The organism is Lacticaseibacillus rhamnosus, from assembly GCF_900636965.1.
In the GTDB taxonomy this organism is placed as follows: domain Bacteria; phylum Bacillota; class Bacilli; order Lactobacillales; family Lactobacillaceae; genus Lacticaseibacillus; species Lacticaseibacillus rhamnosus.
The window spans coordinates 1,328,663-1,351,169 of record NZ_LR134331.1; the positions used below are offsets into that span (position 1 = coordinate 1,328,663).

Below are 22,507 nucleotides of genomic sequence, written 5' to 3' on the forward strand. Positions count from 1 at the left end.
ACATGACACAAGATCCAGAAAAGATACGTGAGACATTGATCGGTTGGTTTGCTGCCAGCCGGAAACGCATTTTGACAGCAATGGCACAGCCACTTGATGTTGCCCAAAAAAGCAATCGCAATGACCTAGTCACCAATGTCGATAAAGCCAATCAGCAATTTTTGATTGAACATATCAAGACCGATTTTCCAACGGCGCGAATCATTGGCGAGGAAGGTCACGGCCATGATGATACGGATCTTAATGGGTTGGTCTTTTTTGTCGATCCAATTGATGGCACCATGAATTTTGTTAAACAGCAGGCACATTTTGCGGTGATGATCGGTGTCTATCGTGACGGGCAACCGATTGTCGGGGCTATTATGGATGTGATGCGCAATGAAGTGTTGAGTGGCGGTCCGAATCTACCAGTCACGTTTGCCGGACGTCAGTTGAAGCCATTACCGGATCTGCCACTGAAGGACGGTTTGTTGGGAGTGGCAGGGCCCATGGCTATCAAGAATCGCTTGCATTTAGGTGATGTGGCCTTAGCTAGTTCCGGTGCGCGGATGAGTGGTAGTGCCGGGATGGAATTTATTGAAGTCGCCTTAGGAAGGCAAGTCGGCTATGTTTCCTATCTGCAGCCTTGGGATGTTGCAGCAGGCATGGCGATTACGCAAGGCTTGGGCGTCGAGTTTAGTCGGGAAGACGGTTCGGCAATCAACTTAAGTCAGCCAGGCGTTGTCGTGGCAGCGACCCCGCAAGCACATCAAACGATTCTAGCCATGATGGCCGGTAAAAGTGAACAGGCGCATTAACGCCGCTCATTAACGAGCAACCTCAAAAACTGGCGGAGACGATTCCCGTCAGTTTTTTGAATGTATGGCCTAGATGCACGGATTTCAAAGAAAATTCCATCAAATCATTCGCGTGAATCACTTCACTTTTCAGAAAACTCACACAGATTGGGTAGAATGTGTTATAATTCAAAATCGTATAACTGTGTCAGTTGCTGGCACTTTTTTAATGCGGTAAGCGGCCAGTAGTGCCAGCAGAAAGGAAGTATAAACGTGAAAACACGTGACGATATTCGCAACATTGCGATCATTGCCCACGTTGACCATGGTAAGACAACTTTGGTTAACGAGATGCTTAAACAATCGGATACACTTGATCAACACATTCAATTACAAGACCGGGCGATGGATACCAACGCCATTGAAAAGGAACGCGGTATTACCATCCTTAGTAAAAATACGGCGGTGAAATACGGCGACACCACCATCAACATCCTCGATACCCCGGGGCATGCTGACTTTGGTGGTGAAGTAGAACGGGTTATGAAGATGGTTGACGGCGTTTTGCTCGTTGTCGATGCATTCGAAGGCCCAATGCCACAAACTCGCTTTGTTTTGAAGAAGGCGCTTGAACAACATTTAACACCAATTGTGGTTATCAATAAAGTTGACCGTCCCGGTGCGCGTCCTGAAGAAGTGGTCGATGAAGTGCTCGAATTGTTCATTGAATTGGGTGCCGATGATGCGCAATTGGAATTTCCAGTAGTCTATGCTTCAGCGGTTAACGGGACTTCCAGTATGGATTCCGACTTATCAACCCAAAAGCACACGATGAATCCGCTTTTTGAGACCATCATCAAGACGATTCCAGCGCCAATCGATAACAGTGACGAACCATTGCAGTTTCAGGTGGCCATGTTGGATTACAACGATTATGTTGGCCGGATCGGGATTGGCCGGATTTTCCGGGGCAAGATCAAGATCGGTGACAATGTAACGGTTATGAAACTTGACGGGTCACAAAAGAACTTCCGGGTTACCAAGCTCTTTGGTTTCTTCGGATTAACGCGGACCGAAATCAATTCTGCTAAAGCCGGTGACTTGATTGCCGTTTCAGGGATGGATGATATCTTTGTCGGCGAAACCGTGACCGCTGCCGATACGCCAGAGGCTTTGCCGATTTTACGGATTGACGAACCGACTTTGCAGATGATGTTTGTGGCTAATGACAGCCCTTTTGCCGGTCGTGAAGGTAAGAACGTAACGGCGCGGAAACTAGAGGAACGGTTGAAGGCACAGCTGCAAACCGATGTCTCGTTGCGTGTTGACGATACGGATCAAGCCGGTGCCTGGATGGTATCCGGTCGTGGTGAACTCCATCTTTCCATCTTGGTTGAAGAGATGCGGCGTGAAGGCTTTGAATTACAGCTTGGCCGGCCAGAAGTTATCTATCGCGATATTGATGGCGTGACGATGGAACCGTTTGAAACGGTGCAGATCGATACTCCTGAGCAATACACCGGTACGGTTATTGACGCTATGAGCCAACGCAAAGGCGAAATGCAGAATATGGAAAATGAAGGCAACGGTCAAACGCGGCTCACTTTCCTTGCCCCATCCCGTGGTTTAATCGGTTATTCCACCGAATTCCTTTCTTCTACAGGCGGTTATGGCATCATGAACCATACGTTTGAAAAGTATGCGCCAGTGATCAAGAACTGGGAACCGGGTCGTACTCAAGGCGCGTTGGTATCTATCAATGCCGGCACTGCGACTACCTACAGTCTGCAATCCGTTGAAGATCGCGGCCAACTCTTCATCAATGCTGGCACGGAAGTTTACGAAGGCATGATTGTCGGTCAAAACTCTCGTGAAAACGACATTGCTGTTAACGTTACTAAGGGTAAGAACCTGACGAACACCCGTGCTGCCGGGAAGGACCATGCAGCTGCCATCAAGACGCCAAAGAAGATGACGCTTGAAGAATCGATCGAGTTCTTAAACGATGATGAATATTGCGAAGTAACCCCTGAAAACATTCGCCTACGTAAAAAGATTCTAAACACCGGCGAACGTCAAAAGGCTGCAAAGCGTAAGAAGATTGCTGCTTCTAAATAATTTTTCAGAAAACCGTCAAATTCTGGCGTTTTTTTTGATCTCCAAAACCAATATTTCAGCATCGGCATCTTTTGACCATCGTGGGTAGCGGCTTTCATGGCAGGCAAAGGGCAGGACCAATCACGGTGCGTATTTCTGACTAAGACAAACTAAACTTCCTGATAACGATTGCCTGTGCGGCTTGGCGGTACGAGCCGGTATGCTATAATTAATCCAATCATTGCTTGAAAGGCCGCGTTTTCCTAATGAAAAAAATACGCCATATGGATTATTTCATCTTGGTGCCGTATCTGATTTTGTGTGCGATTGGAATCGTCATGGTTTATTCTGCCAGCGCCTATTGGGTACAACGTCAATATGGCGCCGCCGAAACTAAATACTTAGTTCAGCAGATTCTTTTTGTGATTCTTGGCATCGGAACGGTATTCTTCTTTTATAAGATGTCACTCAAGATTTTACGTAATCGCTGGGTGCTTTTTATTTTGATGAGTACCTTGCTGGTGTTGTTGGTTTATTTGATCCTGCATGGTCGTGCGGTCAATGGGGCATCGGCCTGGATTACGATTGGCGGTTTTCGATTACAGCCATCCGAGTTTGCCAAAATGATTTTGATTTTTTATTTAGCGCATATGTTGTCATCGCGTGAAAACAGTTTCCAGCAAGAAAATTTCCGGTTACACCAAATGTGGCAGCCGCTGTTTATGGCCGGCGTCATCATGTTTTTGGTTTTCATTGAGCCGGACACTGGCGGATTTGCGATTCTCTTCTTGATTACCTTGGTCGTTGTGATGTCCAGCGGGATTCCCATGCGCTATGGACTGCTCTGGGTGTTGGGGTTGATTGCAACCGGCGTCTTAGGGTACTACATTGTGTCGCATTACCATTTTGCCGGTCTTGAAAATAACTATGCCTACCAGCGATTGGTAGCGGCAATTCACCCGTTTGAGAAAGCCAATGCTGCGGGTAATCAGGTGGTCAATTCTCTTTACGCGATCAATCATGGCGGCTGGTTCGGAGTCGGCTTGGGAATGAGCAGCCAAAAGCTGGGCTATCTGCCGGAGCCATATACTGACTTCATTTTGGCAGTGATTGCCGAAGAGCTCGGATTGGTTGGAACCGTGGTCATCTTAAGCTTATTATTTTTCTTAGTGATGCGGTTTTTCTTAATCGGGGTTCGGTCTAAAAATACGTATCACACGCTGATTGCTTATGGCATTGCGACGATGATGCTGGTGCAAACCATTTTCAACGTGGGTGCAGTGGCAGGCGTTATCCCCGTGACCGGTGTGACATTGCCATTTATTAGTTACGGCGGATCGAGTATGATCGTCTTATCCATGGCAGTGGGGATTATGCTTAATATTAGTTATCACAGCGAACGTACGCAACGAAAGGTAGAGAAGACGCATGCATAAAGTTTTAGTCGCAAATCGGGGCGAAATTGCTATTCGGATTTTCCGTGCCTGTGAAGAACTGGGCCTAAAAACCGTGGGCATTTATGCCAAAGAAGATGCTTTGTCGATTCATCGTTTTAAGGCACAGGAAAGTTATCAGGTGGGAGTAGGTAAGGCGCCGATCGCTGCGTATTTGGATATGGATGACATTATCCGGATCGCTAAGCAAAGCGGGGCGGATACGATCCATCCCGGTTATGGTTTGCTTTCGGAAAATGCTACCTTTGCGCGTAAAGTACGTGCGGCCGGGCTGACGTTTGTTGGACCGCGCTTGGAACTATTGGATGTGTTTGGCGATAAGGTAGCGGCTAAGGAAGCTGCCCACAAGGCTGGTTTAACGACCATTCCGGGAACACCGGAGCCAACGCGTGATTTTACCGAAATTCAGGATTTTACGGCTAAGCACGGCTTCCCGGTTATGTTAAAAGCGGCAAGCGGCGGCGGTGGTAAAGGCATGCGGATCGTGCATTCCGAAGCCGAATTAGAAGCCGTTTACCAAAATGCGGTCAATGAAGCTAAAGCGAGTTTTGGCGATGATCGGATGTATGTTGAAAAATATATTGCGTCCGCCAAACACGTTGAGGTACAAGTCCTGGGCGACGAACATGGGCATTTGCTGCATCTTTTTGAACGTGATTGTTCGGTTCAGCGCCGGCAGCAAAAAGTTGTTGAAATTGCTCCTGCTGTGGCTTTGCCGTTAGCATTAAGAAACCGTATCTGTCAAAGCGCCGTTGATTTGATGGCTAGTCTGCATTATGAAAATGCTGGCACCGTCGAATTTTTGGTCGATGGCGATCAGTATTACTTTATTGAAGTCAACCCACGTGTTCAGGTGGAACATACCATCACGGAACTGATTACCGGGGTCGATATTGTTCAGTCCCAATTGCGCATTGCTGCCGGAGCCGATTTATTTGCGGACTTGCACTTACCGCAGCAAGATGCGTTACGGGAAAATGGGGCGGCTATTCAATGTCGCATTACGACTGAAGATCCAGAAAATAACTTCATGCCTGACACCGGCACGATTAATACTTATCGGTCACCAGGCGGCTTTGGCATCCGGCTTGATGTTGGTAATGCCTATGCGGGTGCCGTTGTCAGTCCATATTTTGATTCGTTATTGGTTAAGGCAAGTGTCCACGCACCTAGTTTTCCTGCTGCCGTGGCTAAGATGCAGCGCGCGTTACATGAGTTTCAAATTACCGGCGTCAAGACCAACGTCGCCTTTTTGGAACACTTACTGGCAACTCAGACATTCCGGACCGGTGAGGCAGAAACGGCCTTTATTGATGCGCATCCGGAATTGTTGCAAGTGCAGGCGAAACCAGATGTTGCTTCCCGGTTGCTTTGGTATATCAGCGATGTAACCGTCAACGGCTTTAAAGGGGTTGAACGGCAAAGTCAAAAGTACTATCCGGAGTTGCAATATGCACGCCATTTTTCTGCTGCTAAACCGCAGACGGATTTGGTGGCTCTACTTAAAAATGAAGGTGCCCAGGCGGTTACGGATTGGGTAAAGGCTCATCCAGCGCTGCTTTTAACCGATACGACTTTCCGCGATGCCCATCAAAGTCTGTTTGCAACGCGAATGCGGACCCGGGATATGTTAACGGTCGCCGAGGATATGGGAAACGGCTTGCCTAATCTTTTCTCAATGGAAGTTTGGGGCGGTGCGACTTTTGATGTAGCTTACCGCTTTTTAAATGAGGATCCGTGGGTGCGCTTGAAGAAGTTGCGAGCTGCTTTACCGCATACCTTGTTACAAATGCTTTTTCGGGGTAGCAACGCGGTCGGTTATCAAAATTATCCTGACAATGTTATTAAGGCCTTCATTAACCAGGCAGCAAATGACGGTGTGGATGTTTTTCGGATCTTTGATAGTTTGAATTGGTTGCCGCAGATGACCTTGAGTATTGATACGGTTAAGCAGGCTGGCAAGATTGCCGAAGCGACCATGTGTTATACCGGGGATATTTTAAGTGACGCCCATCCGAAATATCAGTTGGCATACTATGTCGACTTAGCTAAGCAGTTAGTTGATGCCGGGGCGGACATGATTGCCATTAAAGACATGGCGGGACTGCTCAAGCCACAAGCTGCGACTGAATTGATCGCGGCACTTAAGGATGCGGTGACGGTTCCGATCCATTTGCATACGCACGATACAACCGGTAATGGGATTGCAACTTATCTGGCTGCTACCAATGCCGGCGTGGATATTGTGGATGTGGCGCAAAGCAGCTTTTCCGGGACCACCAGTCAGCCGAGTCTGGAAAGCCTGTATTACGCGTTGAGTGGCAATCAACGTCAGCCGGAAGTCGCGATCGAAAAGGCGCAATCGTTGAATCGATATTTTCAGGCGATTCGTCCGTATTATGCGGACTTCAGTAATGGGGTGACCGGTCCGTTAACCGATATTTACACTGTCCAGATGCCAGGCGGTCAATATAGCAATTTACAACAACAAGCACACAGCATGGGCATTACGGATTTTGAGGCAGTTAAAGCCATGTATGCGCAAGTCAATACGCTGTTTGGTGACATTATCAAGGTGACGCCTTCGTCAAAAGTCGTTGGGGATATGGCATTGTTTATGTTACAAAATCATTTGACCCCGCAAGACGTTAAGGAACACGGAGAACAATACGACTTTCCTGCTTCAGTCGTGGCCTTTTTCAAGGGTGACTTAGGGCAGCCGGTCGGTGGTTTTCCTAAGACCTTACAGAAAAAGATTCTAAAAGGACAAAAGCCGTTAACCGTGCGTCCCGGACAATTAGCCAAGCCGGTTGACTTTGAGGCGGTACGACAGGATTTAATCGCGGCAGGTGTGCCGGATCCAAGTACCGAAGATATTTTAAGTGCCGTTTTGTACCCCGATGTTTTCAAGGCCTATGCGCGCAAGCAAAAGCAAATCGGGCCGGTGACCAAATTGGATTCACCTTCCTATTTTCAAGGTATGCGCCTAGGTGAAACGGTGGCGGTCCCAATTCGGGCCGGCAAGACGTTGATTATTCAACTGAATGCCATTGGCAAAGCGGACGCCAGCGGAATGAAGACGTTGTACTTTACCGTTGATGGGCAGAAACAGGAAATTCAGATCCGCGACGCTCATCAAAAGAGTGCTGGCTTGCAGCATCAGTTGGCCGAACCAACCGATAAGAATCAAATTGGTGCGCCGATGGCTGGAAAAATTGTTTCGGTTGCCATTAAGCAAGGACAGCATGTGGCCAAAGGTGAGGCTTTGTTTGTTATTGAAGCGATGAAAATGGAAACAACGGTACACGCACCATTTTCCGGAACAGTGACCCATCTGTATGTTGAAGCAGGTGCATTAATCAAGAGTCAGGAACTGTTGGCTAAACTGCAACCCGGGGCCGCCAAGCAGTGAGTTTAGAAGGTGAGAACATGTTTGCAATGAAACAGCGGCAAGGTTTAGTCGTTTGGGTCTATTCACTTAAGCAATTAAAGACCTTGCGCCGTTATGGCACCATTATGTACGTTTCGCGGCGGTTAAAATACGTTTATTTATATCTGGATCGGGATGAAATTGCAGCAACGAGTCACAAGCTTATAAAATTGCGGTTCGTTAAACGCGTTGAACCGTCACATCGGCCTGAGTTGAAAACAGAGTTCGGTGATGAAATTGGCAAATTCAAGCCGACTGAGGAAGATTTGGAAACCAAGGCGAAACCCCAACGACACGCCCGACTTTTAACCGGCGAGGCAAAAGGTGATCAACATGCGCGTCATTAGCGGTACATTTCGGGGGTTACGTTTAAATGCGGTACCGGGTAATCAAACGCGGCCAACCGCCGATAAGGTAAAGGAATCAATGTTTAACATGCTTGGCCCTTATTTTGATGGTGGGCATGCACTGGATTTGTATGCTGGCACCGGAGCGCTTGGCATCGAGGCCGTATCACGGGGGTTGACGGATGCAGTTTTGGTGGATCGGCAATATGCAGCGATCAAAACCATTCACACCAATGTTGCCCTGACTAAACAGGCAGAGCGCTTTACGGTTTTGAAAATGTCCGTGACGAAAGCGATTAGCCATTTTGCGGCCAATCACCAGCAGTTTGAGCTTATTTTGATGGATCCGCCGTATGCCCAGCAGCATGTTTTAGCACAATTAGCTGCGTTTGTCAGCCAACAATTAGTGGTGCCAGGCGGGCGGGTGTTAGTTGAAACCGGCTTGGATGTTGATTATCCTGAGGTCATCCCCGGATATACCAAAATACGGCGTCAGACCTATGGCGTTGCGCAGGTGCTTATTTTAGAGCGAAACGAGGAAGACCATGACTAAGAAAATTGCAGTATTTCCCGGCAGCTTTGACCCGTTTACAAATGGCCATTTAGACACGGTATTACGTGCCAGTCGCTTATTTGATGAGGTGGTTGTTGCGGCGATGACGAACACCAGTAAACGCGCGCTGTTTTCCAGTGATGAAAAACTCGCGCTGATCGAGGCCAGTACTGCTGATATAGCGAATGTTAAGGCAGTTGCGGCCCCTAGACGGTTGACAGTTGAATTTGCCCGTTCAATTGGCGCACGGTTTATCATCCGCGGCATCCGCAATGTTGCCGATTTTGGTTACGAAGCTGATATTGCCACGGTTAATCATGACTTGGATCAGGAAATCGAAACCGTCTTTTTGCTAGCAGACAAACAGTACGATGCCTTGTCTAGTACGATTATTAAGGAGGTCGCGGCGTTTGGGGGCGACATCCATCGATTCGTACCGGCACCGGTTGAAAAGGCCTTATATGCGAAACTAGGTGAGTCTCATCAAGCAAAGTAATCATTTGAAGTCCAAAAAACGTTGGCGGTGGCTAGTTGGCGCGATTATTGCCATCGTCTTGATCGCCGCGTTTTTATTCTTTCCCACCAATTATTATTTGGAAGTACCCGGTTCAGCCGAATCCTTAAAACCGTTTGTCAAAGTCGCCGGCACCAAAGATAAAGCCAAGGGAAGCTACATGCTGACGACGGTCGGTGTTGTGGGTCCGGCTTCCCCTGCGTTATTACTTTTCAGCAAAACCCAGGCGCATACCGAGATTGTGTCCAAGCAGGATTTAATGGGTAGTGACAGCAGTGCCGAATACGATCAGTTGCAGACTTACTATATGAAAAGTGCGGCCAATAACGCGGTAGCAGCTGCGTTTAAAGCCGCAAAACAACCGGTCAAAACCGAGCATCGCGGTATCTATGTGATGTCCGTGTTGCCACAATCACCATTTAAAGGCAAACTAGCCCTCGGAGACACGATCACAAAATTGAATGGTAAGTCTTATCAAACGGCGGATGCGTATGTCAATGCCATCAAGTCAAAAAAAGTTGGTACGAATATCACGTTAACCTACCAACATAAGGGCCAAACGAAGCAGGCAACCGCTAAACTAATTCGTCTACCGCAGACCAAACGAGCGGGTATTGGCATTACTTTAACTGAGAATACGGCGGTGACCAGTGATCCTAAAGTGACGATTGATGCGGGAAACATCGGTGGTCCTAGTGCCGGCACCATGTTTGCTTTGCAGATTTATACGCAAATCACCCACCAGGATTTACGTCGGGGTCGAATCATCGCGGGGACCGGTACGATTGATCCAGATGGTCATGTCGGTCAGATTGGCGGGATTGATAAGAAAGTTGTTGCCGCAGATGCAAAAGGTGCCAAGATTTTCTTTGCCCCGAATCAACCGGCCACAAAAAAGTTGAAGCATTACGATCCTAATTATGTCAATAACTACGCCGAGGCGGTCCAGACCGCAAAGCAAATCAAGACCAAAATGAAAATCGTGCCAGTCAAAACGCTCGGTGACGTCATTCGTTATATGAAAGCTTATGCCAAAGCTGACCAGTAAGTGGTTAGTGGTTGTAATAAGTTCAATTTAAAGAAGAACTGTTGAAAAAACAGTTCTTTTTGTTTGCCATGCGTAATGTGTTGTTGAGGTGAGAAAAATGGCGACACTGATTTATTGGCTGAAAACATATTGGTATGCACCCTTGATTATTTTAATCGGCGGTTTCTTTTTTTGGCAGCAGGCGAAGGCAGGATCGGCAAATCAGCCTTTGTCGGTGAGTGTGAATTCCCATAGTAGTTCGCACATGGCGGCGTCACGATCTAGTAAGGCAACAAGCATGAGTGGCAGTCATCGTCCGAGCCACGGTTTCGTGCATTTAAAAGGCGCAATACAACATCCTGGCATTTATCCGGTCAAAGAAAACACGCGCTGGGATGAAGTGGTTAAAGCTGCCGGCGGGTTGACGGCAGCGGCTGATATGCAACAAGTCAATCTAGCCAAGATCGCCAGTGATCAGGAAAGCCTGTATGTCCCGGAAAAAGGCGAAACGTCAACTGCAACGGCACCAACTACCACGGCAGGTGGCACTTCTGCTACTGGGAAGCCCACCCAGACTGCCAGTGGTGCCGTTGTTGATCTTAATAAAGCGGATGTGGCGCAACTGACGACCATCAGTGGGATTGGCCCCAAAAAGGCTGCGGATATTATTAGCTATCGCGACAGTCATGGTGGGTTCAAGGATATTAACGAACTCAAAGAAGTTCATGGTATCGGGGATAAGACTTTTGAAACCCTGGCGCCGCAGCTAACCGTGGGCCCATGAGCGGGCGGTTAATCTTACTTGCGGCTGCTTTACTTGCCGGCATCATGGGCGGTATCGGTTTGTGGTGGGTGCTGGCTATCTTGCTTATTTGGCTTGTCATGAAAACCAATCGAACCAGTTTCGTTTATGTTGGCCTTTTTTTAGTCATCGGCTGGGGGTGCGGAAGGGCAGATGCCAATCAATGGCAGAATCCGCCGCAACCCCGTGGTAGTGTGACCATCCCGGCGTCAGCCATTAAGCTCAAAGACGGGTATGTCAGCTTTATCGGTCGGGCTGCCAACGGGATTGCCGTCAGTGGTCGTGGTTCGGTCTCAAAGGAACTTGCGGAACGGTTGGCTAGTAATGATCAGCCGGTACAATTGGCCGGTGGTTATGAAGTAGCACGTTTGGCACCTGCACGTAATCAGTTTGAATTTGATTATGCAACTTATGCGTGGCAAAGCCGGCAGCTTGCCTATGAATTAGTCAAACCGACTTTGAACTTTTCTTTTCAACCACGAAGACAATTTTTTGATGTCGTTGATAGTTGGCGCGTCCATCTGTTTGCTTATTTCGAACAATTACCGAACAAGGTACGCCAATATGCCAAAGGGTTGCTTTTAGGGCAATTGGATGATGATTTTTTAACGCAACGCCAAGCATTTGTTGATTTAGGCGTCTTTCATCTGTTTTCGATTTCCGGATTGCATCTGTTCGCCTTGGTTGCCTCGCTTTATTGGTTGGCAGCAAGGTTACGGATACCGCAAGGATTAGTCGATGGCCTGCTATTGGGATTGTTGCCACTATTTTTATTATTGCTGCCATTAGGTGCGGGCTTGTGGCGGGCGGTATGGATGCGGTTAGCTGATATTATTAATCGGTATCTTCGGTTTGGCTTAACCGGGCTGGATCTGTTTAGCATGGTGTTGATGGTCAACTTGCTCTGGCAACCGCGTGTCTTGATGACCATGGGCGGGCAATTGACGTACTTGATGACTGGGTTGCTCATTGGTTTACCGGCGCTGCATAAGTGGCAGGTGAATTGGCGGTTAGTATTAGGCGGCATGCCTGTCATTGCCTGGCATACGTTCAGCTTTAATCTTTTGACGGTATTCTTCAATTGGCTTCTCATGCCGATTTTTGAACTGATCATCATACCGGGGTTGGTATTTGCCTTATTGATGCCGCATGCAGGGTTAACGTATTTGTTTAACGATGCATTGCAATTATTAGAGACCATCCTCATTCGGTTGAGTCACTTGCCTGGGCAGATTATTATTGGTGCGTTTCCCAGCTGGTTGGCTGTGCTTGGGGTTTTTGCTATGATGCTGGTTTTGACGTGGCAATGTTGGCCCGTAGCAGTTGGCTGGTTTGTTGTACTTGCCTTGTGGAGTTGGTATCAGCCGAATTATCGGGTGGTGATGTTTGATGTGGGGCAAGGCGATGCGATTTTGATCGAATCCCCGTTTCATCAAGGGGTTATGTTGATTGACACGGGTGGCCGCATATTCGGCAAAACCAGCCATCCTCCTGTTAGCCGCGCGATTGTCCCGTATTTGCATGCACGCGGTTATGCCCGCTTGAATACGCTGGTTTTAACCCATCCTGATATGGATCACGTTGGCGATGCACCTAAACTTGCTGAGTTGATACCGATTGAGCGGCTAGTAACCACCCCAACCGCGCAGCATCATCCTATGATTAAAAAAGTTAGCCAGCGGGTTGCCGCAACGCAAACAGTCACAGCGGATCAATGGCTGCAGGTCGGGCCACTTCGATTACAGGTACTTGCGCCAAGTGCCACGGGCCATCACGACCCCCAGGATACAAACGCGGATTCCATTGTTCTCTATGGTAAAATAGGTAACAGTCGCTGGTTATTTACTGGGGATGCTGACCAAACCGTTGAAAAAACGCAAATTCTGCCGCGGCATTTGCAAGTCGACTATTTAAAGGCAGGACACCATGGTTCAAAAACCGCCAGTGCACCGGCGTTAATTTCGAGTTTACAGTTAAAAGCCGCTTTAATTTCCGCTGGTGTCGATAATCGGTATGGTCATCCGCATCCAGAAACATTGGCAACGTTTGCTAATGCCCATGTTCCGTGGTCAAGTACCAGTGAACAAGGGATGCTTTGGGTGGAACCAAACCCGCAACGTCAACAGGATCAGCTATTTGGCTGGTTGCAGAAAAGGAGCAGACAATCGCATGCAGGTCCGTGATTTTATCAAACATCTGAAAAATGGCGAACGACCGCCGCTGACATTAATTCTTGGCGAGGAGCAGGCTTTACGGCAACAGGCTCAACAAGCGCTGGCTAATTTGATTCCTGAAGACCAAAAAGCCATGAATTTTGGCCGTTATGACATGCATCAAACTCCAGTGGGCGTTGCCTTGGATGATGCGACTTCAATTCCTTTTTTCGGCGAATACCGCGAAGTTGTGATTGACGATCCTTACTTTTTAACCGGCGAAAAAAGTACCGATAAGATTGAACATGATCTCACCGGACTGCAGGCTTATTTTGACAATCCGGTTCCGTCAACGATGATGGTGTTAATCGCACCATATAAAAAACTTGATGAACGTAAACGGCTGACGAAAGCTTTGAAGAAGGCAGCTTTGATTGTTGATGCTGCGCCACTGGATGAACGGTCAGCGCGAATGGCATTGGCACAAATCTTCAAGCAACATCAAGTCGATATTCAGCCACCAGCACTCGATGCGCTTGTTCAGCGAACGAACGGACAGTATTCGGTCATGATGGGCGAAGTCCGGAAACTTCTGACGTATGCAAGTGATGGTAGTCCATTAACTGTTGCTGCGGTATCGGCATTGGTCCCCAAGCAGCTTAATGACCGGGTTTTTGATCTGGTAACGGATGTGTTGCGTCAAAATGCTGCGGATGCTTTGGCACTTTATCGTGATCTGCTTGCACAACGCGAAGAACCGATTCGGCTCAATGCGTTAATGCTAGGCCAATTTCGACTTTTAATTCAGGTTAAGTTATTAGCGCAAAAAGGTTACGGCCAAGGTGATATTGCCGCTACGCTCAAGGCCCATCCGTACCGAGTCAAATTAGCATTACGGCAGGTTGGTCGTTTGCCTTATCACCAACTGGCCCAGGCTTATAGTGGGCTGGTGGATACTGAAACCGCGATGAAGACGGGAACGATTGATAAGGCACTGGCCTTTGAACTGTTCATGCTGAAGTACACAGGTCAAGCGTCAGCGCATCGGAAGGGGAAGTATACGGCTTCACGCTCCTAAAACTGAGATGGTCAATGATGCGCGGGTGTGCCTAACCGATGACAACAAAAAATAACCCTTGTGGACGAAATATCGTCACACAAGGGTTATTAAAGTTGGCATAACGCCTTGATTACTTGTTAAGTAGGGCTGCAAGACGGCTCTTGTCGCGACCGGCCTTGTTCTTCTTGATCAGGCCTTTGCTGTTAGCCATGTCGATGGCACGAGTTGCCGCTTTATAAAGATCCTGACTGTTGTCAGCATTTTGTTCGCTTGCACTCTTGAACTTCTTAACAGCGGTACGCATTGCGTTCAGCTGGGCAATGTTACGTTCACGGGCATTTTCCTGCGTCTTAACGCGTTTGATTGCAGATTTGATTTGTGGCATGAGATGTTCACCTCCAACAGTGGATTATGATAAAACTGCATAAGTTTCAACAGACGCTATTATACAGAAGCCAGAGCGGCAATGCAATAAAAAGTTGTAAAGGAAAATTGCTTGATAGCTAAAATTACTTGCAATCAGTGGCAGACTTCGGTAAAGTATGAAGGTACTTTTGAACCTGATACTTAGTTTAGCGAACCACCGACGCTTTACTCAGTTTCAGGCAATATTCTGAAAGGTGGTACAACACAATGGCAATTGACCAAACGCAAAAGAACGAAATTATCAAGCAATACGCACGACACGATGGTGACACTGGTTCACCGGAAGTTCAGATCGCAGTTTTAACTGCTGAAATCCTAGCTTTGAACGACCATTTATCCGTTCACAAGAAGGATCATCACAGTTATGTCGGTCTGATGAAGAAGATCGGCCACCGTCGTAATCTGCTTGCCTATCTGCGCAATAAAGACATCATTCGCTACCGTGACTTAATCAAGTCATTAGGTCTGCGTCGTTAATCACGTTTAACAAAGGTCGCCGCGGCGGCCTTTTTGCGTGTTTTTATATTAATAGCGGGCATCAGCTAGTGGTAAAAGGCCAAAAAGACAGTTCCAACTTACAGGAGGGATCAGCTAATGTATCCGGAATATCGGCAGCGTTATCAGGATCAGCTAGTACGCGTCACCATTTTAAGCGTAACGACAACGATTGCGTGGGCGATCGGCACGATTGGCTCACAGTGGGCAGTTGCCGGTGTGAGCCCTCGTGATGAAAAGCAGGCCGCTTCGGAACAAGTTGATCCGGTACTCGTCGAATTGGTCCGCGTTATCGCAGGTCGCTTAGTCGACAAAAATTTAGCGACGACCTCATTGCCGGAATCATTGCTGCCAATGGTGACGGCACTGACCGAGCATCACTGGCTGAAGCCGGATTCGGAATCTGCGTTAAAGTTGATTCCAAAGCCGGCAGGGGCACCGCTGAACTTCTGGTCATTGCGCAAGGCGGTTTTCTTGACGGTTCCCCAGCAAAAAGTTCGACCAGCTGATTTGCATGAGTGGCTTCGGAATATTTTGCCGAATGTCCATGGGTTAGGATACGGGCCGGTGACAGATCTGGCTGCCTTAGCTGTTTTAGCGCTGGATACCAGTCACCACCTTGCTGCTGGCAGTTCACCTGAAGTAGCGGTGGTGCTGGATAACGGAAAAGAAGTTGCTGCGTATCATCTGGATGCCGCTCAAACAAGCGATACCGGGTATCAAAGTGCACTTCAGGCGGCTAAACAAAACCTGAAAACCGTGCATCGCTTTTTTGCAAACGAGGTGTAACTGCGCCTCCGCGTTTTAAGGTGATATGGTAGTTGGAATTTTAATTGTCTGATAGAGCATGTTGAGCTAACGTTGTCGTTTGGATATTAAGTCCACGTTCTCCGTCCAGTGACCATTTTCAGGGGCATTGGATGGATTTTTTTATAGCATTCAACGCCAACCATTTGCCGCCTGAAATTCGGCTCTATAGGTTTTCGCCTTATCGTGTGGTACACTTGTATCAGAATTTATTCGGCGGAGGTATGCGGCAATCGATTGTCGGCAACCATACTTCCATAAATTAACCACGAGGTGAAACCATGACGAAGATCAATCTGGTCGCTCTTGGTGGGGTACGTGAGAATGGAAAAAACATGTACGCCGTCGAAGTTGACGACCAAATTTTTGTATGCGATTTTGGGTTGAAATACCCTGATAATGAATTACTTGGGATTGATGTTGTGATCCCGGACTTTAGCTATTTGACTGAAAATGCCGACCGAATTGCCGGAATCTTTCTAAGTCACGGCCATGCGGATGCAGTAGGAGCCTTGCCTTATTTTCTTGTGGATCATCCAGTTCCGGTTTTTGGCTCGGAATTGACGATTGCAATGGCCAAGGTCTTCATGCAGCATGACAGCAAAGCCAAGAAGTTTAAAGACTTTCATGTTATTGATGAAAAGTCGGTCATTGACTTTGGTGATGTGTCAGTGTCGTTCTTTAAAACAACGCATAGCATTCCAGGCTCGTTAGGTATCGATATTGAAACCAGCGAAGGCCAGATCGTGTATACCGGCGACTTTAAGTTCGATCCTAGCGCTACCCCGATGTATCAAACGGATTGGGCGCGATTGGCACAAATCGGTAATAAGAAAGTGTTGGCGTTGTTATCTGATTCGGCCAATGCAGAGTCGCCTTATCCGAATGCCAACGAACATGAAATTTATGACCATATCAAAGAAACTTTTGAATACCAAGATGGCCGAATTATCGTGGCAGGTGTTGCCAGCAACATTCAGCGCATTCAACAGGTGATTAATGCCGCTGCATCGCTTGGGCGGCGGGTTGTCTTGACCGGCCGTGATGTCGAAAAGGTCGTTAAAACCGCCATTCGTATGGGCTACATTAAATTGCCAGATGATGACATTTTAGCTAAAACCAAAGAGCTAAAAGGCTTGGCACCGGAAAAGACCGTTATTCTTGAAACCGGCCGGATGGGTGAGCCGATGAAGTCATTGCAACGAATGGCAACATCCCGTCATCGGCTGATTCACATCCATGAAGGGGATCTTGTTTTCATTACCACCACGATTGCCCATGCGATGGAAACCATGGCGGCTCGAACGAAAGACATGATTTATCGTGCAGGCGGGGATGTCAAAGTCTTAGGCGACGATATTCACTCTTCCGGCCACGCTTATAAGAATGATTTGCAACTGATGATCGATTTACTCAAGCCAGAATACTTGGTGCCGGTACAAGGCGAATATCGCTTACTTGCAGCCCACGCGGAAATTGCGCATGAAGCTGGCATTCCGTTAGCTAACATCTTCATTGTCGGGATGGGCGATATTTTGCGGTACGAAAAAGGCCAGATGAACGCCTCTGGTCATGTTAACGCCGGCAATACCATGATCGATGGCATTGGCGTTGGCGATATCGGCAATATTGTTTTACGTGATCGCAAAATGCTGGCCGAAGATGGCATTTTCATTGCGGTTGTCACCATTGACCGTAAGAAAAAGCGCGTTGTTTCCAAGCCCAAAGTCACAAGTCGCGGGTTTGTTTATCTTAAAACCAGTCGTGACTTATTGGCCGAAAGCGGCACCTTGGTAACGGAGACGGTACAAAAGAATCTGGATAACAAAGAATTTGACTGGACCCATTTGAAACAAGATGTTCGAGATAAACTCAGCCGCTTCTTATTCGAACAGACAAAGCGGCGTCCTGTCATTTTGCCGGTCATCATGGAAGTTAATCAAAACAGTGCAAAACGGCAATAAACAACAAAAAATTCGGATCATTTTCCGAATTTTTTTATTTTCACTGCAATATCCGAATAAAACAACGACAGGAGGAAGGCATGACCAATATGGTATCATTACCCGACAATGAGCAACGTCACCTGACAATCGGCAAACAGGCGCTGCAAAAGGGTAACTATGCTTCGGCGGCGGCGCATTTAGAAAAGGCGTATGAAGCCACGCAAACTTTTGCAATCGCCCAGCCATTAGCGGCTAGTTTAAATGGGCTTAAACAGTTTCATGAAAGTCTTAATGTGATGTTGGCGCATTACCAGTCGTTTATGCAAACAGACGGTGATGTCCAACTGGTTTTGGACGCTTGGCTTGGTACGCTTAACTTTGTCATGGCGCGAACGATGCTGCGGCAACTTGATCCGATTCGGCGCCAGCGTTTTCGCCAGCAAATTGAGGCGGCAGAAGCTTTAGCCTTGAATGAACGGGGCGAACAAATTGCGGAACTGGTTCGCAAAGTCAGCCATCTGGGGGGCTTTTCCCGGCAGGAGCAGCAGGATCTGTTTAATCAGGTGGGGTTATTGCCAAAAGCACAACTTATCAAAGCGGCGGTTCCCGACTTGACCGATGAATCGATTCCAGTGGCGATGCGCGTGTCATTGTTAGACCTTTTAACGAATGTTGGCTATGATCAACCGGTGCAATATCAGGCTTATGATCGAGTCGAAACCATTATTCCGAGTGAGTTACCCGGCATGGCGGATGAGCCAACCGGGCCACAGATTCTGGATCGACTGCAAAAAGCATTAGGCGATGACGATCAGGAGCTGGGGCAAGCATTGGTCCAAATGGCGCGGGTACAGATTGCCTTTTTATATCCGGATATCAGTCGGCTAATTCCTGACCAAGCGGCATTTGTTCAAGCCTATCTTGATCATCATCAGGGGAAAACCACCCCGTTTGACGATCTTTTTGCTTGGCAAGCGGCTGAAACAGCGAAATTGTCCGAATAGGCGTGATGACACGTTTTCACTGTAAATGAAAGAAACTTGACGGTAGCTGTTTACAAAGTGAAAATGACCATGTATACTCATTGCTGGAATTCATTTCCAGCGTAGATATTTGTTTTGGTATTTACGCTCAAATGTAGTACACTTAAACGTAAAGGATTATCAGGGTACACAAACAAGGTATCCTGTATTCTTACGAAAAATACAGGAGGTTCGTTTTTTCATGGCTGAAAAAGAACACTATGAACGCACAAAGCCCCACGTAAACATTGGTACGATCGGGCACGTTGACCACGGTAAAACTACTTTGACCGCGGCTATCACCAAGGTATTGTCGGAGAAAGGCCTTGCCCAAGCGCAGGACTATGCTTCGATTGATGCTGCTCCAGAAGAAAAAGAACGTGGTATCACCATCAACACCGCCCACGTTGAATATGAAACGGAAAAGCGCCACTACGCACATATTGATGCGCCAGGGCATGCTGACTACGTTAAGAACATGATCACCGGTGCTGCCCAAATGGACGGTGCGATTCTGGTCGTTGCTGCAACTGATGGCCCAATGCCACAAACACGTGAACATATTCTGTTGGCGCGTCAGGTTGGTGTTGATTACATCGTTGTTTTCTTGAACAAGACTGACTTGGTTGATGATCCAGAATTGATCGACTTGGTTGAAATGGAAGTTCGGGAATTGCTCAGCGAATACGATTATCCTGGTGATGATATTCCTGTTCTCCGCGGTTCTGCCTTGAAAGCACTTGAAGGCGATCCTGAACAGGAAAAGGTTATCATGGAATTGATGGATACCATCGATGAATATATCCCAACCCCAGTTCGTGAAACCGACAAGCCTTTCTTGATGCCTGTTGAAGATGTCTTCACCATTACTGGTCGTGGTACCGTTGCTTCTGGTCGTATCGATCGTGGTACGGTTAAGGTCGGCGATGAAGTTGAAATCATCGGTTTGAAGCCAGATGTTCTCAAATCCACCGTTACCGGTCTTGAAATGTTCCGTAAGACCTTGGATCTTGGTGAAGCCGGCGATAACGTTGGTGTCCTGCTTCGTGGGATTAACCGTGACCAAGTTGAACGTGGCCAAGTTTTGGCAAAGCCAGGTTCAATCCAGTTGCACAACAAGTTCAAGGGTGAAGTTTATATCTTGACAAAAGAAGAAGGTGGCCGTCATACGCCATTCTTCTCCAACTATCGTCCGCAGTTCTACTTCCACACCACCGATGTTACCGGTGTGATTGAATTGCCAGATGGCGTTGAAATGGTTATGCCTGGCGATAACGTTACTTTCGAAGTTGACCTGATCGCTCCGGTTGCTATCGAAAAAGGTACCAAGTTCACCGTTCGTGAAGGTGGCCGTACTGTTGGTGCCGGCGTTGTTTCCGAAATTCTTGACTAATTTCTGAATAAACGTTTAAAAGCCTGCAAGCTTGCTTGCAGGCTTTTTTTGTGAGCGCGAGCCGGCGCGGTTAGAAGTCGGAGTGTAAGCGGCCTTAGCCGTGATGGCCGGTCTTTGGCCATTGCGGCTAAGGTCCTTACACGCAGACTTCTGCGCCGGGGAGCGCGTTATGGGAGTAAGCTGAAACATATGAGGCGTGATGGCCGGTCTTTGGCCATTGCGCCTCAGGGTCTTTACCCGCAGGCTTCTGCGCTGGGGAACGCGTTATAGAAAGTGAGCGTTAGCCAGCGATGATTACAGGGTTCCGTGTCAGGACAATAATAATGGATAAGGAATGAATAATCGCGGTTATTTTGCGTTTCAAGATCTTGACGCTTGAACAGTCTTGGGAAATCAAAGATTATTTTATCGAATCATGACACCAAAAAATCTCAAGTCGTGTTTGGCTTGAGATTTTTTGGGCTATTTTCAGCAGGGATTAGGTAAACCAAGTAACTGCAAAACATTAGCCGCTCTGGGTGATCAAGGAAGGGATTTAAAATTAAGCTGACTGTTTAATTTCGCTTGGCTGTGTCACTGTAATCTTGGTTTTAGCTGGTTCAATTTTGTCCGCTTCCAGAATGATGTTACCGATCGATTGTGCTCGGATGTTGCCGCTGCTTGGATTCTTGACGCTGATAATATCGGAACAAATGTCGGCATTGATATTGGTGCTGTATTCAAAGACCAAATCGGAATGAAGCAGTGCGCAGTTTTTCATTGTTAAATGATCAACATAACATAACCCCTGATTGCTCTCGATTGTACAATTGATAAGCGTCAGATTTTTTGTATTCCAGCCTAGATAAGCACCATTAATAGTGGAATCATAGATAGTAATGTTCTCACAGTTCCAAAATGCATCTTTGGTTACAAGCGTGGAATGATGAATTTCAACATTTTTAGCACCATCAAAGGCGTAATCACCAATCAAATCGAGGTGGTTGGCGACAATGTTTGTGCTATTCATACCAATATAGTTACCACTTGCTTGCACATGGTCAAAGCTAATGTGATTGCAGTTCCACAAACTTTCACTGGCATCGGAAAAATGAACGTTTTTTAAGCGAATATTCTGGCTACGGCGAAAAGTTTTTGGTGCTTGAATTGCACTATCGGACATAGTGATGTCATTCGTATACCAGATGCCTGACCGCGCCATGGTTTCGAAGATGGTGTTAGCCACCGTAATGTGCTGGCTGTACCAAAGCGGATACTTATATAGAAAAATTGACTGATCTAGTTTAATATTGCGACTTTCCTTCAGAGGAGATTCACCTTTTCCAAAAGTCGTTTTGACAATGGTGGCATTTTCCTGACCAAACAGAGAACGTTCACCATGAAAAAATTGATTGTTGTAACTCACCATAAAAGATTCGCTTCTTTCTATATGTTCTCGAAAAATGGTCGCTACTTCCAAAACTTTGATTGCAGCTGTTACGCTACGATGTCATGGAGAAGTTCAGCAGCCTTACCGGATAAATAAATGGTATTTGACTCATGCAAACTGTCTCTAGCAGATTGAGAGGTATTGATGACAATTTTTGGACAGTTTAATCGAAAGCTGGTGGCAGGACGGCGCGTGCCAATGATTAACAAGAGGTCCGCTTGTGCGAGCATTTGCTGACCATATTTTATTTCGTCTGGGTAGGTTGCCAGGCGTCTTAAAACGAAGTCAGGTAAAATCAGTCCGCCACAATTGGGGCAAGTCGGCACAGTGCTGGTTGACGGTTTTTGCCAGTCATAAGAATGATGACAAATCGTGCAGTGATTATGCCGGACATCGCCCCAGTATTCGGCAACATGACGGGTTCCGGCTGTTTGATGGAGATAGTCAACATTCATCGTCACCACACCAAGCAGCTTGTTAGCCTGTTCGAGCTGCACTAACGCTTGATGGGCTCTGTTGGGTAACGCCTCTGGCTGACAGAACGTCTGGCGGTATAGCTGGTAGAAACCAGACGGGTCGGCGCTGGCTTCTTCTGGATCAAGAAAACGAAATATGTCACCAGCAAATTTGTGTGATTTTTTTAAGATTTGATCAATCCCGTTCAAATCTGGAATGCCAGATTCTGTGGAGATACCGGCACCAGTGAAGGCAACGATTTGGTGATGTTGGCGAATAAGGGCTGCTGCCTGCTGTAAACGTTGTACTTGTTTCAAGGG

19 protein-coding genes are annotated in these 22,507 nt (G+C 47.3%); 16 read left to right on the top strand and 3 right to left on the bottom strand.

The genetic code is table 11. The features are described from left to right. Positions 1-2 precede the first annotated feature (2 nt). From EL173_RS06920 to holA, 11 genes are all read left to right on the top strand, one after another. Positions 3-797: an inositol monophosphatase family protein gene (locus EL173_RS06920; RefSeq protein ID WP_005685628.1), complete on the top strand. Its 795-nt coding sequence runs from the start codon at positions 3-5 to the stop codon at positions 795-797. A 252-nt stretch (positions 798-1,049) separates the two neighbouring features. After that, complete coding sequence (gene typA / locus EL173_RS06925; RefSeq protein WP_005685629.1) at positions 1,050-2,894, top strand: translational GTPase TypA; 1,845 nt, start codon at positions 1,050-1,052, stop codon at positions 2,892-2,894. 245 nt (positions 2,895-3,139) lie between these two features. Beyond that, positions 3,140-4,309 (top strand): FtsW/RodA/SpoVE family cell cycle protein, encoded by a 1,170-nt coding sequence (locus tag EL173_RS06930; protein ID WP_014571312.1) that lies wholly within the window; start codon positions 3,140-3,142, stop codon positions 4,307-4,309. Beyond that, the gene (locus tag EL173_RS06935; protein ID WP_014571313.1) at positions 4,302-7,739 is read left to right on the top strand and encodes a pyruvate carboxylase; all 3,438 of its coding nucleotides are present in this window, start codon (positions 4,302-4,304) and stop codon (positions 7,737-7,739) included. Before EL173_RS06930 ends, EL173_RS06935 begins: the two co-directional genes overlap by 8 nt. Positions 7,740-7,756: 17 nt before the next feature. Next, the gene (locus tag EL173_RS06940) at positions 7,757-8,104 is read left to right on the top strand and encodes a YlbG family protein (protein WP_005685632.1); all 348 of its coding nucleotides are present in this window, start codon (positions 7,757-7,759) and stop codon (positions 8,102-8,104) included. Next, on the top strand, positions 8,091-8,657 hold the full coding sequence (rsmD, locus tag EL173_RS06945; protein WP_005689205.1) for a 16S rRNA (guanine(966)-N(2))-methyltransferase RsmD: 567 nt from the start codon (positions 8,091-8,093) through the stop codon (positions 8,655-8,657). Before EL173_RS06940 ends, rsmD begins: the two co-directional genes overlap by 14 nt. After that, positions 8,650-9,153 carry a pantetheine-phosphate adenylyltransferase gene (gene coaD / locus EL173_RS06950; RefSeq protein ID WP_005685634.1) on the top strand — a complete coding sequence of 168 codons (504 nt, stop codon included), beginning with the start codon at positions 8,650-8,652 and terminating at the stop codon, positions 9,151-9,153. The genes rsmD and coaD overlap by 8 nt, the downstream gene beginning before the upstream one ends. Further along, on the top strand, positions 9,131-10,219 hold the full coding sequence (locus EL173_RS06955) for a SepM family pheromone-processing serine protease (RefSeq protein WP_005689206.1): 1,089 nt from the start codon (positions 9,131-9,133) through the stop codon (positions 10,217-10,219). Before coaD ends, EL173_RS06955 begins: the two co-directional genes overlap by 23 nt. 97 nt (positions 10,220-10,316) lie before the next feature. Further along, positions 10,317-10,982 (top strand): helix-hairpin-helix domain-containing protein, encoded by a 666-nt coding sequence (locus tag EL173_RS06960; protein ID WP_005689209.1) that lies wholly within the window; start codon positions 10,317-10,319, stop codon positions 10,980-10,982. Then, positions 10,979-13,183 (top strand): ComEC/Rec2 family competence protein, encoded by a 2,205-nt coding sequence (locus tag EL173_RS06965; protein WP_005689211.1) that lies wholly within the window; start codon positions 10,979-10,981, stop codon positions 13,181-13,183. Before EL173_RS06960 ends, EL173_RS06965 begins: the two co-directional genes overlap by 4 nt. After that, positions 13,170-14,231, top strand: a complete 1,062-nt coding sequence (gene holA, locus EL173_RS06970) for a DNA polymerase III subunit delta (protein WP_005685639.1) — start codon at positions 13,170-13,172, stop codon at positions 14,229-14,231. The genes EL173_RS06965 and holA overlap by 14 nt, the downstream gene beginning before the upstream one ends. Positions 14,232-14,343: 112 nt before the next feature. Here the strand turns inward: holA and rpsT are convergent, their stop codons facing one another. Further along, a complete protein-coding gene (gene rpsT / locus EL173_RS06975; RefSeq protein ID WP_005685641.1) occupies positions 14,344-14,598 on the bottom strand; it encodes a 30S ribosomal protein S20 in 255 nt (84 codons plus the stop codon). Positions 14,599-14,846: 248 nt separating this feature from the next. Here rpsT and rpsO point away from each other — a divergent pair, with 248 nt between their 5' ends. The 5 genes from rpsO (at position 14,847) to tuf (ending at position 20,302) form a co-directional block, all read left to right on the top strand. Continuing rightward, a complete protein-coding gene (gene rpsO / locus EL173_RS06980; protein ID WP_005685642.1) occupies positions 14,847-15,116 on the top strand; it encodes a 30S ribosomal protein S15 in 270 nt (89 codons plus the stop codon). Positions 15,117-15,233: 117 nt separating this feature from the next. Then, on the top strand, positions 15,234-15,923 hold the full coding sequence (locus tag EL173_RS06985; RefSeq protein ID WP_005689213.1) for a hypothetical protein: 690 nt from the start codon (positions 15,234-15,236) through the stop codon (positions 15,921-15,923). A 299-nt stretch (positions 15,924-16,222) separates the two neighbouring features. Further along, positions 16,223-17,905 (top strand): ribonuclease J, encoded by a 1,683-nt coding sequence (locus EL173_RS06990; RefSeq protein WP_005689215.1) that lies wholly within the window; start codon positions 16,223-16,225, stop codon positions 17,903-17,905. Between the two features lie 80 nt (positions 17,906-17,985). After that, the gene (locus EL173_RS06995; protein WP_005689219.1) at positions 17,986-18,891 is read left to right on the top strand and encodes a hypothetical protein; all 906 of its coding nucleotides are present in this window, start codon (positions 17,986-17,988) and stop codon (positions 18,889-18,891) included. A gap of 220 nt (positions 18,892-19,111) precedes the next feature. Beyond that, positions 19,112-20,302: an elongation factor Tu gene (gene tuf / locus EL173_RS07000; RefSeq protein ID WP_005685646.1), complete on the top strand. Its 1,191-nt coding sequence runs from the start codon at positions 19,112-19,114 to the stop codon at positions 20,300-20,302. Positions 20,303-20,843: 541 nt separating this feature from the next. On the opposite strand, the gene EL173_RS07015 is transcribed toward tuf, so the two are convergent. Further along, positions 20,844-21,710: a DUF3737 family protein gene (locus EL173_RS07015; RefSeq protein ID WP_005689221.1), complete on the bottom strand. Its 867-nt coding sequence runs from the start codon at positions 21,708-21,710 to the stop codon at positions 20,844-20,846. A 68-nt stretch (positions 21,711-21,778) separates the two neighbouring features. After that, positions 21,779-22,504, bottom strand: coding sequence for an SIR2 family NAD-dependent protein deacylase (locus EL173_RS07020; RefSeq protein ID WP_019728298.1), 726 nt, complete (start codon positions 22,502-22,504; stop codon positions 21,779-21,781). Positions 22,505-22,507 lie beyond the last annotated feature (3 nt).

What these genes read in the sequence shown, in the direction of transcription:
- EL173_RS06920 (WP_005685628.1), top strand. Translation starts at nt 3, where the DNA reads ATGACACAAGATCCAGAAAAGATACGTGAGACATTGATCGGTTGGTTT.
- EL173_RS06930 (WP_014571312.1), top strand. Translation starts at nt 3,140, where the DNA reads ATGAAAAAAATACGCCATATGGATTATTTCATCTTGGTGCCGTATCTG.
- EL173_RS06935 (WP_014571313.1), top strand. Translation starts at nt 4,302, where the DNA reads ATGCATAAAGTTTTAGTCGCAAATCGGGGCGAAATTGCTATTCGGATT.
- EL173_RS06940 (WP_005685632.1), top strand. Translation starts at nt 7,757, where the DNA reads ATGTTTGCAATGAAACAGCGGCAAGGTTTAGTCGTTTGGGTCTATTCA.
- rsmD (WP_005689205.1), top strand. Translation starts at nt 8,091, where the DNA reads ATGCGCGTCATTAGCGGTACATTTCGGGGGTTACGTTTAAATGCGGTA.
- coaD (WP_005685634.1), top strand. Translation starts at nt 8,650, where the DNA reads ATGACTAAGAAAATTGCAGTATTTCCCGGCAGCTTTGACCCGTTTACA.
- EL173_RS06960 (WP_005689209.1), top strand. Translation starts at nt 10,317, where the DNA reads ATGGCGACACTGATTTATTGGCTGAAAACATATTGGTATGCACCCTTG.
- EL173_RS06965 (WP_005689211.1), top strand. Translation starts at nt 10,979, where the DNA reads ATGAGCGGGCGGTTAATCTTACTTGCGGCTGCTTTACTTGCCGGCATC.
- holA (WP_005685639.1), top strand. Translation starts at nt 13,170, where the DNA reads ATGCAGGTCCGTGATTTTATCAAACATCTGAAAAATGGCGAACGACCG.
- rpsT (WP_005685641.1), bottom strand. Translation starts at nt 14,598, where the DNA reads ATGCCACAAATCAAATCTGCAATCAAACGCGTTAAGACGCAGGAAAAT.
- rpsO (WP_005685642.1), top strand. Translation starts at nt 14,847, where the DNA reads ATGGCAATTGACCAAACGCAAAAGAACGAAATTATCAAGCAATACGCA.
- EL173_RS06985 (WP_005689213.1), top strand. Translation starts at nt 15,234, where the DNA reads ATGTATCCGGAATATCGGCAGCGTTATCAGGATCAGCTAGTACGCGTC.
- EL173_RS06990 (WP_005689215.1), top strand. Translation starts at nt 16,223, where the DNA reads ATGACGAAGATCAATCTGGTCGCTCTTGGTGGGGTACGTGAGAATGGA.
- EL173_RS06995 (WP_005689219.1), top strand. Translation starts at nt 17,986, where the DNA reads ATGACCAATATGGTATCATTACCCGACAATGAGCAACGTCACCTGACA.
- tuf (WP_005685646.1), top strand. Translation starts at nt 19,112, where the DNA reads ATGGCTGAAAAAGAACACTATGAACGCACAAAGCCCCACGTAAACATT.
- EL173_RS07015 (WP_005689221.1), bottom strand. Translation starts at nt 21,710, where the DNA reads ATGGTGAGTTACAACAATCAATTTTTTCATGGTGAACGTTCTCTGTTT.